This window comes from Flavobacterium sp. 316 (genome assembly GCF_000967805.1).
Classification (GTDB): Bacteria; Bacteroidota; Bacteroidia; order Flavobacteriales; family Flavobacteriaceae; genus Flavobacterium; species Flavobacterium sediminilitoris.
This window is the reverse complement of the sequence record NZ_JYGZ01000001.1, coordinates 303,304-318,526: the sequence shown is the minus strand read 5'-3', so window position 1 is coordinate 318,526 and position 15,223 is coordinate 303,304. Positions and strand designations below refer to the sequence as shown.

Here is a 15,223-nt window from a genome sequence, read left to right as displayed (position 1 = left end):
ATTATTCACAATCAAATATATGAAAATCTGAGCATTAGATTGCTAAATAACTGTAAAATATAAAAAGGTACCATAAGCCATTAATAATAAAATACCTTCTTTAAAGCTTAAACTTCCACGCTTAGGAAATATTACTAGTGGCAATAAAATAAATGCGAAACCTAACATCCAATAAATATCTTGTTCAACAATTCTTACATCTACTTTTTCAATAGGTTTAATTATTGCCGTAACACCTAACACGCTTAGTATATTAAAAATATTTGATCCTATGATATTTCCAATTGAAATATCATTTTCTTTTTTAATTGCAGCAATTATTGATGATGCTAATTCTGGAATACTTGTTCCTATTGAAACTACTGTTACAGCAATTACTCGTTTACTTACTCCTACATTTTCCGCCAAATTAACAGCTCCTTTTACTAAAAGTTCAGAACCACCCCATAATGCTACACCTCCTAAAGCAAGAAATCCAATAATTTTCAGATATGGCATGTTTTCTTCTTCTGAAACTTCTAGCTCTACCTGTACTCTTTTGTTCTTCTTTATCAATATTATTAGAAATATAGCTAAAACAAAAATAAATATTAAACCATCAATACGTGTTAAACCTCCATCAATTATTAAAAAAATGAATAATAGTGTTGAAGCAAGCATTTTTGTAGGCCAATCGGTAACATAAAAACTATTATCAACTTGAATGGTATTAATCAATAAAACAACTCCTAATACTAAACCTATATTTCCAATGTTTGATCCGATAACATTTCCTAATGCAATATCTGGGAAACCATCTAATGCTGCTTGAACACTCACGATCATTTCTGGTGCAGAAGTTGCAAATGAAACAACGGTTAAACCAACGATAATTTTAGATATATTAAGTCGTAAGGAAAGTCCTACTGATGATTTTAATAACCAATTTCCTCCCACGACTAATAATACTAGTCCTACAATAATAAATAATACGTTCATATAAAAATTTAAGAAATTACACCACTACCTAAAACTTCGTCATCTTTGTGCCAAGCTACAAATTGTCCTTCAGTAATTGCTGATTGAGGTTCATTAAACACAACATACATTCCATTTTCAAATTGATGTAATGTCGCTTTTTGTAAAGGTTGACGATAACGAATACGAGCCATTACTTCCATTGTTTCATTAGGTTGTAAAGAAAGGTCTTCTCGTATCCAATGTACTTCTTCGTTTTTGATGAATAATGCTTTTTTATATAATCCTGGATGACTGCTTCCTTGACCTGTATAAATAATGTTTTTTTCAACATCTGTTTCAATAACAAATAGTGCTTCTTTTGTTCCTCCTACATTTAATCCTTTTCTTTGTCCTTTTGTAAAATAGTGAGCACCTTGGTGTTTTCCTACTACTTTTCCTCTTTCATTCGTGTAATCTCTATTTCTCGATTCGAATGCAAATGCTTCTTCTTCATTTGAAAATTTCATAGTCGTTTCATTAAAAATATCGGCATCTGATGATACTTCTATGATTATTCCTTCTTTTGGTTGTAATTTTTGCTGTAAAAATTCTGGTAAACGTACTTTCCCAATAAAGCAAAGTCCTTGTGAATCTTTCTTTTCTGCTGTAATCAAGTCTAATTTAGCTGCAATTTCTCTTACTTCAGGTTTTGTTAATTCACCAATAGGAAATAATGCTTTTGATAGTTGTTCTTGTGACAACTGACATAAGAAATAAGATTGATCTTTATTGTCGTCTTTTCCTGCTAATAATTGATATACTTCTTCTCCATTATTTTCTATAATTCCTTTTCTACAGTAATGTCCTGTTGCTACATAATCAGCTCCTAATGACATTGCAATTTTCATGAATACATCAAATTTAATTTCTCTATTGCATAATACATCTGGATTTGGTGTTCTTCCTTGTTCATACTCTTTGAACATGTAATCAACAATTTTTTCTTTGTATTCTTCTGATAAATCTACTGTTTGAAAAGGTATTCCTAGCTTTTCAGCAACTAAAAGTGCATCATTACTATCTTCTAACCATGGACATTCATTTGAAATGGTCACTGAATCATCGTGCCAATTTTTCATAAAAAGTCCTATTACTTCATATCCTTGTTCTTGTAATAAATATGCTGCTACACTAGAATCTACTCCTCCTGAAAGTCCTACTACTACTCTTTTCATCTTTTAAAATTATTTTTTTTCACTTTCATTTTTCACTTTCAAATCTGAAGGATATAATTTTCCATCATCGCCACTTTTTAATTTAAAAGTCTTTCTGGTATCCTTTGATATTTTTTCTTTCTTGCTTAATTTTCCGTTTTCATATGTTTCCCAATATCCCCATTTTTTATCATTCTTGTATTGTCCTTTCAAACTTATCTTCCCTTCTCCATCATAATAAATTGCAACACCATTCAATTGTCCTTTTTTATAATTTATCTCTTCTAAAATGGTTTCATTTTCTGCATACTTTTTATAAGTTCCCTCTAATTTTCCATCTAAATAATTTGATTCTTCTGCTAAACTTCCATCTTTATAAAAAATTTTCTTTTTACCGTTCAATTTTCCTGATTTATAGTTTTCAATTGTCATCAATTGTTTACTTTCAAAATGATAGTATTTCCATTCTCCTTCTGGTACTTTATTTACTAATTTCCCTTCGCTAACTTTATCTTTCTTTTGATTGTAAAAAATAACATAACATGAACCATCTCCTTTAGAGAAATCGCGTGTAGCAATGATTGTTCCTTCTTTAGTATCATCAAAATAATTAAAAACTCCTATTTCTTTTCCATGATTAAAGCTACCTTCATATCGTGGTCTTTTAGATTTTTCATGATTTCCTTTCCACAAGCCATGGCGGTCACCTTTATCATCAAATTTGTTTATTTCTTCCTGAGAAAAAGTTGTAAAACAACACATAAGAAGGATAAAACTGGAAATTATTTTTTTTATTAACATTTATCTATATTTTTATTGGTTTAGAATGTGAAAGTATAAACTATATTTGACACACTCTTTTATACATTAAATAGCTTTTTTTTATTTAATATTTTTAGATTTGCTTAAACAATTGAATTACTATGAAAAACTTTGCAAAATTAATCAAATTAACTTTAATCGCTATAACATTTATAATGATGTTTTCTTGCTCTGATGATGACATTGTTACACCTGTTAGAAATAGTATTTCAGCGATCACATCTAAAAACCCTCAATTCAGCACGTTAATTGAAGCTTTAGACAAAACTGGTTTAACACAAACATTAGACCAAAATGGGCCTTTTACTTTTTTTGCTCCTACAAATGATGCTTTTGATACTTTTTTACTAGATAACGGTTTTTCTTCCATAAATGATATACCTGTTAACACATTAAAAGAAATAATATTAAATCATGTTGCTAATGAAAAAATGCTTTCAACAACATTTACAACAGGTTATATAAATTCATTAGCCAAAGGTTTTGCTTCTTCTACAAATAATTTAAGTATATATCTTGATACTGGAGAGAACGGAGAAAACACAAAGATAAATGGAATTTCAATGATTATAAGAACTGATATTTTAGCTTCAAACGGTGTTATTCATGAAGTTGATAAAATAATAAATTTAGCAACTATAATTGATCATATAAAGGCAAATCCAACATTTTCTACTTTAGCAACTGCTGTAACAAGCACAGATAGCAATGGAAATGGATTTGGAAATCAAAGTGCTGTTTCAAATGCTTTAACAGAAAACACAATACCTTTAACAATATTTGCTCCTACAAATGATGCCTTTACAACTGCTACAACTGGAAGTGGCTTTGCGGTTGGAGCAACTCCATCTCAAGTTTCTACAATTTTACAATATCATGTTACTTCACTTGGAAATATATTATCTACATCTTTAACTGATGAACAAGTAATATCTATGATTACTGATCCATCACAAGATATTACAATTGATTTAAGCGAGCCTTCTATTCCTAAAATAACAGATCAGGCTACAACACAAGCTAATATTATAGCTCCTGTTAATATACAATGCTCAAATGGAATTATTCATACAATTGACAAAGTATTACAGCCAAATTTATAATGTATAAAAAATGAAAAAATCTCGATTTAGAATCTAAATCGAGATTTTTTTATGCTTGATTTTTCCCAAGTTCTTCCGCTCTTTTATTTGCTGATTTAATTCCTTTTTGAATATTGTTTTGAATTTTATTTTGATTAAAAATTTCTAAAGCCGCTTCGGTAGTTCCTCCTTTAGATGAAACTTTAACAATCCATTCTTTTAATTCAATTTTACTTCGATTTTGCAATTGAACAGCTCCTATAAATGTTTGATTTACTAAGAACTCTGCTTCCGATTGTGTAAAACCTAATTCAATTGCTGCTTGAATCATAGCATTCATAAAATAAAAAACATAAGCTGGTCCACTTCCTGAAACTGCTGTAGCTGCATTTAACATTTCTTCTTTTTCAATATAAATTGATTTACCTGTAGTATTTATTAAATTTTGAATAATGAAAAGTTCCTTTCTATCAACGTTTGATGAGGCTGAAAAAACAGTCATTCCTAAGCCAATTTGAGTTGGAATATTAGGCATTGATCGCACTACTTTCTTACAGTTCAATTTATTTTGAATTGTCTCTATTGTAATTCCTGCCATAACAGATAGAATAACGTGTTCTTCTTTTATAAAAGGTTTAATATTTATTACTAAATCATTAAAATCTTGAGGTTTAACAGCTAAAATAATAATATCAACATCAAAAGTAATGAATGAAGGAATAAGATGAAAATTTGCTTTATCAATTGAAAGTCGTTGCTTCTTATCAACTTCGCTTCTGCTTAGAATAAAAATATCTTTTGAAGATACAAAGCCTGAACTTACAAAACTATTCGCGTAAGTTTGCCCCATATTTCCATAACCTATTATAAGTGTTTTCATGTTTTGTTTGTAATAAAAAACCCTGCAATATGCAGGGCTTTCAAAATTATTTTTTATTTGCGTTTTTTTGCGCTTCAGCTTGTTCCATCATTTCCCTCATTTTTCTTTGGAACTTACTTTCCTTTTTGGGTTTTGATTTATTTTCTTGAATTTTAGCTAAAATTTTATCTTCTTTTACAATGTAATTTTTAATTACTAACATAATTCCAATAGTAATTAAATTTGACACAAAATAATATAATGATAAACCAGATGCGTAGCTATTAAAGAAGAACAACATCATTAATGGTGAAATATAGAGCATTACTTTCATTATTTTCCCCATATCAGGCATTCCTTCTTGTGTAGGTGCGCTCATTTGCTGATCTCCTGTTGTCATTTTCATATAAAAGAAAATTGCTATAGCTGCTAATAATGCAAACAAACTTATATGATTTCCTGTAATGAATGTAATAACTGGAATATGTTGTTTCCAAGTTAAAATAGCATCATACGAAGATAAATCATCTGCCCAAAGGAATCCTTGTTGTCTTAAATCAAACATAGATGGGAAGAACTGAAACAATGCATAGAAAACAGGCATTTGCATTAATGCTGGTAAACATCCTGCCATAGGGTTTACTCCTGCTTTTGAATATAATTTCATTGTTTCTTGTTGTTTCTTCATTGCATTGTCTTTGAATTTTTCATTCAATTCTGCAATTTCTGGTCGTAAAACCTTCATTTTAGCTTGAGAAACATAAGATTTATATGTAACAGGTGACATTGCTATACGTACTAAAATAGTAAAAACAATGATTGCAATACCAAATGGTAAAAATCCGCTAATAAATCCAAATACTGGAATAAAAATATAACGGTTTATCCATCCGAAAATTCCCCAACCTAATGGCATTATTTCATCTAAATTTTTATCATATTTATTTAAAATATCGTATTTAGATGGTCCATAATACCAATTCATATTATAGTTTACAGCTCCATTTTTAACTTCTAATGGTAATTGAGCTACAAAATTCTTTGTAAAAATAGTATCTTTTTCTGTGTCTTCTACTAAATTATCTGATTTGAATTTTGCTGTTTTAAAAGGCGTATCTGTTAAAAGAATTGACGTGAATAAATGTTGTTTAAAAGCTATATAAGAAACGTCAATTGCTTCATCTTCTGAATCTTTTGCTGCATTTAAATAATCATCTTTTCCGTTTTCATATTCAAAAACTAATTCTGTATATCTGTTTTCGTAAGAAATACTTTTTTCATTACGATATGATTTTAATTGCCATTCTAAATCAATAGCTTTTGATGGATTGATCACATTTTCTAAACCTTGCGAGCGAATTGCAAAGTCTAACATGTATTCTCCTGGTTTTAAAACATATCTATATTCTAAAAATTGATTTGGGCCTGCTTTTAAACGCATTGTTACTACTTGATTTTCTCCTTCTTTTGAGAGTTTAGGCTCAAAGAATAAATCTTTTGTATGTAACACACGATTATCTGCTGTGCTAATTGCTAAATCAAAATTAGCATTATTTTCTTGTATAAGTTTAATTGGTTTTTTTGAATCTTGTTCAAATTGATCAAATCCTAGTACTGTAGCTTCTACAATATATCCACCTTTATTTGCTATTTTTAAGGAAAGAACATCGTTTTTAATTTCTGTAAAATCGTTTTTTGCTGAAGGCAAAGTAGCTGAATAAGCAAATGATCCTAGTGTTTCTTTTGCTTTTGCTTGCGATAATGAATCCGTTCCAGAAGAAATTGTTTCAATGGCTTTGTCTGCAATTGTTTCAACTTCTTGTTTTTGCTCTTTCTTTGCTTGTTCTAATTTTTCTTTTTCCTTTAATTCTTCAGCAGTTGGTGTATTTGAATACATCATCCACATTAAAACTCCAGAGATTAATACAAATCCGATAATTGATTTAAAATCAAACTTTTTTTCTTCCATTTAAAATAGTATTCAGTTTACAGTAGTAGTAAACAGTTATTTTTTATTTTTATGTTGAACCGCAGCAGCAACTAAACTCACAAAAAGTGGGTGTGGGTTTGCAACAGTACTTTTATATTCTGGATGGTATTGAACTCCTATAAAAAATGGGTGATTTTGTATTTCTACTACTTCAACTAAGCCCGTGTCTGGATTTAATCCTGAAGCTTTTAAACCAGCATTTTCTAATTCGTTTAAATACTTTCCGTTATATTCGTAACGATGACGATGACGTTCTAATATTTCTGTTTTTCCATAAATAGTATGTGCCAACGTATTTTCTTTCAAATTACATTTCCATGCTCCTAATCGCATGGTTCCTCCTTTATTTTCAATATTTTTTTGCTCTTCCATTAAATTAATAACTGGATGAGTTGTACTATCATTCATTTCAATTGAGTTTGCATCTGCATATCCTAATACATTTCTGGCAAACTCTATAACTGCCATTTGCATTCCTAAACAAATTCCTAAAAATGGAATATTATTTTCACGTGCATATTTAACTGTTTCTATTTTTCCTTCAATCCCTCTATTTCCAAATCCAGGAGCAACTAATATGCCATCTAATCCTTTTAATTGTTTTTCTGCCGTTTTGACATCTAAATACTCTGAATGTATTGAAATGACATTAACTTTTGTTTCATTGGCAGCACCTGCATGTATAAATGCTTCTAGTATTGATTTATAAGAATCTTGTAATTCTACATATTTCCCTACTAAACCAATATTTACTACATGTTTAGGGTTTTTATGCTTTTGTAAAAATTCATTCCAATTTTTTAAATCCGGAGTATTCTTTTCAGGTAATCCTAATTTTTTAAGGGTAACTTTATCTAATCCTTCTTCAAGCATTAAATTTGGAACATCATAAATTGTTGATGCATCTATAGATTGAATAACTGCTTCTTTTTTAACATTACAAAATAATGCTAATTTTTGACGTAAATCATCAGACAGTTCGTGTTCTGTTCTACATACAAGAATATCCGCTTTTATACCACTTTCCATTAATGTTTTAACAGAATGTTGTGTTGGCTTTGTTTTTAATTCTCCTGCTGCTGCTAAAAAAGGAACTAATGTTAAATGAATTACAATTCCATTTTCTTCTCCTAATTCCCATAATAATTGACGTACAGATTCTATATAAGGTAGAGATTCTATATCTCCTACTGTTCCTCCAATTTCAGTAATTACAATATCATAATCGCCACTTTGTCCTAATAGTTGCATACGTTGCTTAATCTCATTTGTAATATGAGGTACAACTTGAACTGTTTTTCCTAAAAACTCTCCCCTTCTTTCTTTTTCAATGACCGATAAATATACTCTTCCAGTAGTTACATTATTAGCTTGAGAAGTTGGTACATTTAGAAAACGCTCATAATGCCCTAAATCTAAATCTGTTTCTGCTCCATCATCTGTTACATAACATTCCCCATGTTCATAAGGGTTCAATGTCCCTGGATCTACATTTATATAGGGATCAAATTTTTGAATTGTTGCCCTATATCCTCTTGCTTGTAGCAATTTAGCTAAAGAAGCTGCTATAATTCCTTTTCCTAGGGAAGAAGTTACACCTCCTGTAACAAAAATATACTTTGTTTGATTCATTGTGTTGTGGTTTGTAGTTGTGTTCTGCTCATCTAATATAATTGTAAATAATTGCAAATCATTTAGATGATATGATAGTTACTATCTTCTTTATTAAAAAACGTGGCAAAAGTACAACTTAATTTGGGATTTTGATAATTTATAAATATGAAAATTGGGCTTTATTTCTAAAATTAAAGTATTAAAAATTAACTTTTTTTTCTATATTTGGCGAACTAACAATTAAAACTATAAAAAATGGAAGTATCAAAGTTAAACAGATTTTTAGCATTATTTATTGATGGACTAGTTTTAGCTATCCCATCACTTATATTAGGTCTCTTAGCTGGAATTGTAGGAGGAATGTCTTGGTTAATTTATATAGTATATATTTTGCAATTAGGATATATCTTATTTAAAGATGCATTATTTGGAGGGCAAAGTATTGGCAAAAAAATAATGAAATACAAAGCTGTAAAAGAAGACGGTTCATCTTTAGATGGAGATTTCATGACTAGCTTAATGAGAAATGTAACAATTGCTGTTCCTTTATTAAATCTTTTTGAGGCATTCCTTGTTATTACTGACAAACCAAGATTAGGTGATAATATTGCAAAAACAAAAGTTGTTAACGTATAGTTTTAAAAACCATCTATATACAAAAATAAAGCTCCTTCATGGAGCTTATTTTTTTGGAAAATTTCTTCGAATATTTCTAATTAATTCTTCTAATCCGTTTAATTTTAGTTCATGAATTAGTTTTAATTGTTCGCCTAGTTGACCTTTTGGAAATCCTTTGTTACTATACCAAACAATATAATATTCTGGTAAATCAATAAGATAGTAATCTTTATATTTTCCAAAAGGCATTTTAGCATGTGCTAATTTTACGAGTTGTTCTTGGTTAGTCATTTCAATTTAAAATTTTATATAAAGAAAAGAGATTAAAAAATAATTCTAATCTCTTTTAAATATTCCTTATTTATGACTCATTATTTCCAGTTGAAAATAATTTCTTTTTTAATGTCTGGATGTAAGCTATAATGAACAGGACAAGTATTTGCTGTACGTTCTAAAATAGTCTTTGTTTTATCTTCTGGGTTGATATTCATATTAAAAGTTATATGAATTTCTGTAATTCTTCTAGGTTCTGTTCCCATTATTTTTGTTACTTCAGCAGTTGAACCTGATAAATCAACATTCAAATCGCGAGCTTTTATTCCCATTACGGTAAACATACAACTTCCTAATGCGTTTGCAACGGTATCAGTTGGTGAAAAGGCTTCTCCTTTACCATTATTATCTAATGGAGCATCTGAAATAATTTCTGAATTAGAACTTACATGTATAGACGAAGTTCTTAATTCTCCTAGATATGTTATTTTTGAGGTTGCCATCTATTTTACTTGTTTAATTGTTAAATCAGTATCATAATACATTAAATAGACTCCATTGTTTATTATATTTCCATTGTCATTTATATAATCAAATGAATTTTCAAAATATTCGGTTTTATAATTCTCTACAGATTTTGCAAATCCTTCTTCTTGGCAAATTCGCAATATTGTATCAAATGTAATATCAAATCCTTTTGAAGCTGGAACGCTTGGTGAAATACCATTTTCGTTTCTATATTTTTTATCAAATATTTTATCTGCTTCTAACTCTTCTTCATTTTTAGTTGAAGGGAATAACATATTTAATTCTGTTAAGTTTGCAATTGGAATATCTATATATTCAAAAGAATCATTCAGTTTAAAAACAACTAGTTGAACATCATAATCTCCTTTAATTTTCATTAAAAAATTAGTTGTATTCAATATTTGATTTGTAGTTTGTGATTCTATAATTACAAAATTCTTTTTACCTTTTACAAGTAATGCTTTTAAGTTATTTAAATCAACTGCTCCACTTTCATTAAAAGCAGTATGTTTAACTTCAGGATAATTTTTGATTAGAAAATCTTTTGTAGATTTTTTCTTAGCACTTATTACTGAAACTACATTTCCTTCCTTTTCTTTAAAGTATGCAAAAAGCTTACTTATCATATATTCTTCTGATGGAACTGCATTATAAAGGTTTGGTAATTTCATACCAACTTCTTTAGATAGAGGAGAAATTACTGGTGTATTATATTTTAATAAAAGTTCTGCTGTTGTCTCTGCATGAGAATTTTGGAAAGGTCCAATTACTGCATCTACATTTGAAAAATCATTATCTTTTATTAATTGTGCAATATTAGATGATGTTCTAGTACTTTCAACATTTAGAATTTTCACATTTACTGGCAATCCTAATACTTTTGCAGAATCTATCGCCATCATTGCTCCTGCATAAAAATCTAAAGTTAAATTTAGAAGAGGTGTATCTTTAATTTGTTGACGAATAGACGCTGTATTTTCATCTATTTTACTTAAATTGAATGGTAATAATAGTACTAAATTTCTTTTTTTATCTTTCTTAATTGTACTTAATAAGTTAACTAATGGTTTTTCTATAAAAAGAGAGTCTTGTTTTGAATCATTTGGTAATTTTAAAACCATGCCTTCTTTTAATCCTTCTTCAAGTTCTGGATTAAGCTTTATAAGTTCTTTTTGTGATAGTTTTAGTTCTTTTGATAAACTATATAAAGTTTGCTTTGGTTTTACAGTATATAATTTTGCGTCGTTAACCTGTGTTATTGTTTTTGAAGAAGCTTTTTTAAGTGTTAAAATTGTTCCTTCTTTTAATCCATCTTTACTATCTGGATTTTGTGCTATAATTTCATCAATTGAAATATTATATTTTGTTGCAATTCCGTATAATGTTTCTTTTGGCAGTACTTTATGAGAAAAAGTTTCTACTGTATTTTTCGTGTTTTGCACTTCTACATAATTCTCACTTACGGCTGACTTTTCTTTTCCAACAATTATTTCTTGTCCTTTTTTTAATCCATCCTTTAAAAGTTCTGAATTCCATTCTTGAATTTGAGCTACAGTAACTTCATATTCTTTTGCAATACTATATAGTGTTTCTTTTGATTTTACTTCATGAACAATATTTTTTGTTTCTGCTTCTGCTTTTGTTTCTTTAACTGTTCTTTTCGGGATTAATAATACCGTGTTTTCTTGAATACCATTTTTAGCATCTGGATTTAGTCTATAAATATCAAATGGTGTTATTTGGTATTTTTTTGCAATACTAAAAATTGTTTCTCCTTTTTCAACATTGTGCTTTAAAAATGAGTCTTGTTTTGTTTTTGCAACACATGAAGAAAAAATGAACAAAACAAATAAAAGCTTGAAAATTCTCATAATTTTAATTATTAATCTTATTAAATAACTTGTCTATTTACTTTTTATTATATTTTAATTGTCAAAATCTATTCCAATTTTAATTCGACAATTGTAGTTTGGGCGTACAAAGGTAAACTTTCTTTCTTTTTTATTGTGTATAAAGTTTCTTCAAATGTTTTAAATTTTTGAGAATATATGTAATATGAAAAAGTATTGATGTCATAGAAAAAGCTTGTTTTTAGGTCACCTTCGTCTGACAATGCTCTTGTAAAACGATCTCTTTCCTCCGTATCTTGTGTAATCTTCAATACTAAATAAAACCCATTTTCTTCATCTTTTAAATTTGTAATGGTTTCCATAGCTGGAACTCTGTCTTTATTAAAATTACTCTTCTTAATTTCCATTCTAATATCTTCCAGTAACATTGGTTCTTCAACTACTTCTATTATTTTTTTATCTTGCCTTATTTTATTTTGATAACGTATCAATTTTTGAAGTGCAAGTCTATCATCGTATTCTCTAGCTGAAGCACTGTAAAATGTTGCTTTTTCTATACGTTTTGTGATCTCATATTCTTTTTCTTTTTCTAATCTTTCCATTTTAAAGAAAAGAGATTCATTTGTTTTATCACTATTTGCGTGTAATTCTTGTATCTTTCTTATTTGTTCTAATTCAGCTTCACGTTCAGCTTCGGCTTGTTTTACACTTTTGCTACGTCTTTTTAATTCTTGTTCTTGTTGTACGTTTACTCGTTGTACTTTGTTCATTAAATCGACATAATTCTTTCTAGATTCATTTAAGTCTCTTTTTAATTGAACAATCATTTTATTTGTTTCTATTCTATTGGCTTGAGATTCTTTTTGAAGCTTTTTATAAGTATCTACATCATCTATGTTTGATTTTTTTAAATTATCTAAATCATTATACATATTCACTACTAATGAATCTAATTTTGATGATAGAATGTCTTGAACGTTTTTATTTGATTCTAATATTAATTTTAGTTTTTCAACTGAGTTCCCTTTTGATTCATCAATTTCTTTCAGATCAACGTCTAATGAATTCAATTTTATAATTTTTTGATTCATTTCTTTTTGCACAATTAATTTATCTTCTAAATCTTCTATTTTAGAGTTTTGTGCTTTACTCTTTTCAATTATAGCTTGCTTTTCGGCTAATGCAACCATTAATTCTTCACGTTCATTCTTAGGTTTTATACCCGACGAATTGATTGCTAATATAGTTCCTTCAACAAGTCCGTTTATAATTTCTGGATTTTGTATTTCTAATTGTTCTATAGAAATTTTATAGGTTTTTGAAATTGAATATTTTGTTTCACCAAGTATAACTTTATGAAATACTGTTTCATTTGTAATTATTCTTGGTTTTCCATCTAATGTTTTTTTCTTGTTAGGAATTTTAATTTTTTGCCCTGTTCGTAATCCTTCTGTTAACACCTCTTTGTTTATATCTTCTAAGTCTTGAACAGATACATTATAGTTTCTAGCAATTCCAAATAGGGTTTCTTGTGATTGAACAATGTGTTCATTCTTATTTGAATTTAATTTTGATTGTTTTTTTTGAAGTTTTTCTGGAATTAAAATTACTTGCCCTATTTTAAGTGAATTATCTGTAAGATCTGTATTAATCTTTTTGATTTCATCAACTGAAACATTAAATTTCTTTGAAATAGAATACAATGTTTCTTTAGGTTGTATTGTGTAGTTATTTGTTTTAATTTCTTGGGCAAAAAGGAGGTTAGAGCATGCTAATAAAATTAAAATGTATTTCATGAATGAATGTTTGTTTGTTTTAAAAATTAAGAAAGTCATTACAAAGTTATTTATTGTAATGACTTTTCAAAGTTTTTTCAACTAAATATTATTCTTATTCCCATTCAATAGTTGCTGGTGGTTTTGAACTGATATCATAAACGACTCTATTTACGCCTTTTACTTTATTAATAATTTCATTTGAAGTTTTCATTAAGAAATCATATGGTAAATGTACCCAGTCTGCCGTCATTCCATCTGTAGATTCAACCGCTCTAAGTGCAACTACTTTTTCATAAGTACGCTCATCTCCCATTACACCAACACTATTTACTGGAAGTAAAATAGCTCCTGCTTGCCATACTTTATCATATAAGCCATGTTCTTTTAATCCGTTTATAAAAATAGCATCTACTTCTTGAAGGATAGCTACTTTTTCTGGAGTGATATCACCTAAAATACGAATTGCTAAACCTGGACCTGGGAAAGGATGACGCCCTAATAATTCTGGATCAATTCCTAAAGTTGCTCCTACTCTACGTACTTCATCTTTAAACAACATACGCAATGGTTCTACGATTTTCAATTTCATAAAATCAGGTAAACCACCTACGTTATGATGTGATTTTATTGTAGCACTTGGTCCGCCAGTAGCTGAAACTGATTCTATAACATCAGGATATATTGTTCCTTGCCCTAAAAATTTAACATCAGTTAATTGATGAGCTTCATCATCAAAAACTTCAATAAAAGCATTACCAATTGCTTTACGTTTTGCTTCTGGATCATCTAATCCTGCTAAAGCATCATAAAAACGTTTAGATGCATCAACCCCTTTTACGTTTAATCCCATTCCTTTATATTGATCTAATACACTTTGGAATTCGTTTTTACGTAAAAGTCCATTATTTACAAATATGCAATATAGGTTTTCACCAATGGCTTTATTTAATAAAACTGCTGCAACAGTAGAATCTACTCCTCCAGACAATCCTAGAACTACTTTATCATTACCGATTTTTTCTTTCATTTCGGCAACAATTTCCTCAACAAAAGCATTTGGTGTAAAGGTTTGTGGCACTTCTGCAATTTTCACTAAGAAGTTTTCTAACATTTGTTTTCCGTCTGTTGAATGATATACTTCTGGGTGAAACTGAATCGCATAAGTAGTTTCTCCTTCTATTTTATAAGCTGCATTTTCAACATCTTTTGTACTCGCTAAACGTACTGCTCCTGTTGGAAGTACTTTAATTGTATCGGAATGACTCATCCAAACTTGGCTTCCTGCACCAACTCCTTCTAAGAATGTTTCGTTTTCTTTAATATAAGATAAATTAGCTCTTCCGTACTCACGAATATTTGAAGGCGCTACTTCTCCTCCTGAAAAATGCGCTAAATATTGTGCACCATAACAAACTGCCAATAATGGTTTTTTACCTCTAATTTCTGACAAATCTGGATGAGGAGCATCTTCTGCACGAACAGAGAATGGGCTTCCTGAAAGGATTACTGCTTTATAGCTTGATAAATCTTTTGGAGGATTATTATATGGAAAAATTTCACAAAAAATATTTAGCTCTCTTACTCTTCTCGCTATTAATTGCGTGTATTGTGAACCAAAATCTAAAATTAATACGTTGTGTTGCATTGTTGTACTTT

Annotated in this window: 13 protein-coding genes; 2 read left to right on the top strand and 11 right to left on the bottom strand. The window is 29.0% G+C overall.

From position 1 onward, the window contains the following. Positions 1–42: 42 nt before the first annotated feature. From SY27_RS01440 to SY27_RS01430, 3 genes are read right to left on the bottom strand one after another with little or no spacing between them, the layout of a single operon-like run. The gene (locus SY27_RS01440; protein WP_045966730.1) at positions 43–978 is read right to left on the bottom strand and encodes a calcium/sodium antiporter; all 936 of its coding nucleotides are present in this window, start codon (positions 976–978) and stop codon (positions 43–45) included. Positions 979–986: 8 nt separating this feature from the next. Then, on the bottom strand, positions 987–2,174 hold the full coding sequence (gene mnmA, locus SY27_RS01435; RefSeq protein ID WP_045966729.1) for a tRNA 2-thiouridine(34) synthase MnmA: 1,188 nt from the start codon (positions 2,172–2,174) through the stop codon (positions 987–989). A 9-nt stretch (positions 2,175–2,183) separates the two neighbouring features. Continuing rightward, positions 2,184–2,954 (bottom strand): toxin-antitoxin system YwqK family antitoxin, encoded by a 771-nt coding sequence (locus SY27_RS01430; RefSeq protein ID WP_045966728.1) that lies wholly within the window; start codon positions 2,952–2,954, stop codon positions 2,184–2,186. Between the two features lie 122 nt (positions 2,955–3,076). On the opposite strand from SY27_RS01430, the gene SY27_RS01425 reads away from it, so the two are divergent. Beyond that, positions 3,077–4,078: a fasciclin domain-containing protein gene (locus tag SY27_RS01425; RefSeq protein ID WP_045966727.1), complete on the top strand. Its 1,002-nt coding sequence runs from the start codon at positions 3,077–3,079 to the stop codon at positions 4,076–4,078. Between the two features lie 49 nt (positions 4,079–4,127). Here SY27_RS01425 and proC read toward each other — a convergent pair whose 3' ends face one another. Genes proC through SY27_RS01410 form a run of 3 tightly spaced genes read right to left on the bottom strand, consistent with a single transcriptional unit; the run spans position 4,128 to position 8,538 of the window. Further along, a complete protein-coding gene (proC, locus tag SY27_RS01420; protein ID WP_045966726.1) occupies positions 4,128–4,937 on the bottom strand; it encodes a pyrroline-5-carboxylate reductase in 810 nt (269 codons plus the stop codon). Between the two features lie 46 nt (positions 4,938–4,983). Beyond that, positions 4,984–6,885, bottom strand: coding sequence for a membrane protein insertase YidC (gene yidC, locus SY27_RS01415; protein ID WP_045966725.1), 1,902 nt, complete (start codon positions 6,883–6,885; stop codon positions 4,984–4,986). A gap of 36 nt (positions 6,886–6,921) precedes the next feature. Further along, the gene (locus SY27_RS01410) at positions 6,922–8,538 is read right to left on the bottom strand and encodes a CTP synthase (protein ID WP_045966723.1); all 1,617 of its coding nucleotides are present in this window, start codon (positions 8,536–8,538) and stop codon (positions 6,922–6,924) included. A 237-nt stretch (positions 8,539–8,775) separates the two neighbouring features. Between SY27_RS01410 and SY27_RS01405 the strand changes: the two genes are divergently transcribed. Next, positions 8,776–9,156, top strand: a complete 381-nt coding sequence (locus SY27_RS01405; RefSeq protein ID WP_045966722.1) for an RDD family protein — start codon at positions 8,776–8,778, stop codon at positions 9,154–9,156. Between the two features lie 45 nt (positions 9,157–9,201). Here the strand turns inward: SY27_RS01405 and SY27_RS01400 are convergent, their stop codons facing one another. From SY27_RS01400 to guaA, 5 genes are all read right to left on the bottom strand, one after another. Beyond that, positions 9,202–9,429: a DUF3820 family protein gene (locus SY27_RS01400; protein WP_045966720.1), complete on the bottom strand. Its 228-nt coding sequence runs from the start codon at positions 9,427–9,429 to the stop codon at positions 9,202–9,204. 80 nt (positions 9,430–9,509) lie between these two features. Next, positions 9,510–9,914, bottom strand: coding sequence for an OsmC family protein (locus tag SY27_RS01395; RefSeq protein WP_045966718.1), 405 nt, complete (start codon positions 9,912–9,914; stop codon positions 9,510–9,512). Continuing rightward, positions 9,915–11,810, bottom strand: coding sequence for a LysM peptidoglycan-binding domain-containing protein (locus SY27_RS01390; protein WP_045966716.1), 1,896 nt, complete (start codon positions 11,808–11,810; stop codon positions 9,915–9,917). Between the two features lie 68 nt (positions 11,811–11,878). After that, on the bottom strand, positions 11,879–13,585 hold the full coding sequence (locus SY27_RS01385; protein ID WP_045967442.1) for a LysM domain-containing protein: 1,707 nt from the start codon (positions 13,583–13,585) through the stop codon (positions 11,879–11,881). A gap of 94 nt (positions 13,586–13,679) precedes the next feature. After that, entirely contained in the window at positions 13,680–15,212 is a 1,533-nt protein-coding gene (gene guaA / locus SY27_RS01380) for a glutamine-hydrolyzing GMP synthase (RefSeq protein WP_045966714.1), read from the bottom strand. Positions 15,213–15,223: the final 11 nt, after the last annotated feature.

Bases quoted from the DNA above. Each gene is read 5' to 3' on its own strand.
- SY27_RS01440 (WP_045966730.1), bottom strand. From the start codon at position 978: ATGAACGTATTATTTATTATTGTAGGACTAGTATTATTAGTCGTGGGA.
- mnmA (WP_045966729.1), bottom strand. From the start codon at position 2,174: ATGAAAAGAGTAGTAGTAGGACTTTCAGGAGGAGTAGATTCTAGTGTA.
- SY27_RS01430 (WP_045966728.1), bottom strand. From the start codon at position 2,954: ATGTTAATAAAAAAAATAATTTCCAGTTTTATCCTTCTTATGTGTTGT.
- SY27_RS01425 (WP_045966727.1), top strand. From the start codon at position 3,077: ATGAAAAACTTTGCAAAATTAATCAAATTAACTTTAATCGCTATAACA.
- proC (WP_045966726.1), bottom strand. From the start codon at position 4,937: ATGAAAACACTTATAATAGGTTATGGAAATATGGGGCAAACTTACGCG.
- yidC (WP_045966725.1), bottom strand. From the start codon at position 6,885: ATGGAAGAAAAAAAGTTTGATTTTAAATCAATTATCGGATTTGTATTA.
- SY27_RS01410 (WP_045966723.1), bottom strand. From the start codon at position 8,538: ATGAATCAAACAAAGTATATTTTTGTTACAGGAGGTGTAACTTCTTCC.
- SY27_RS01405 (WP_045966722.1), top strand. From the start codon at position 8,776: ATGGAAGTATCAAAGTTAAACAGATTTTTAGCATTATTTATTGATGGA.
- SY27_RS01400 (WP_045966720.1), bottom strand. From the start codon at position 9,429: ATGACTAACCAAGAACAACTCGTAAAATTAGCACATGCTAAAATGCCT.
- SY27_RS01395 (WP_045966718.1), bottom strand. From the start codon at position 9,914: ATGGCAACCTCAAAAATAACATATCTAGGAGAATTAAGAACTTCGTCT.
- SY27_RS01390 (WP_045966716.1), bottom strand. From the start codon at position 11,810: ATGAGAATTTTCAAGCTTTTATTTGTTTTGTTCATTTTTTCTTCATGT.
- SY27_RS01385 (WP_045967442.1), bottom strand. From the start codon at position 13,585: ATGAAATACATTTTAATTTTATTAGCATGCTCTAACCTCCTTTTTGCC.
- guaA (WP_045966714.1), bottom strand. From the start codon at position 15,212: ATGCAACACAACGTATTAATTTTAGATTTTGGTTCACAATACACGCAA.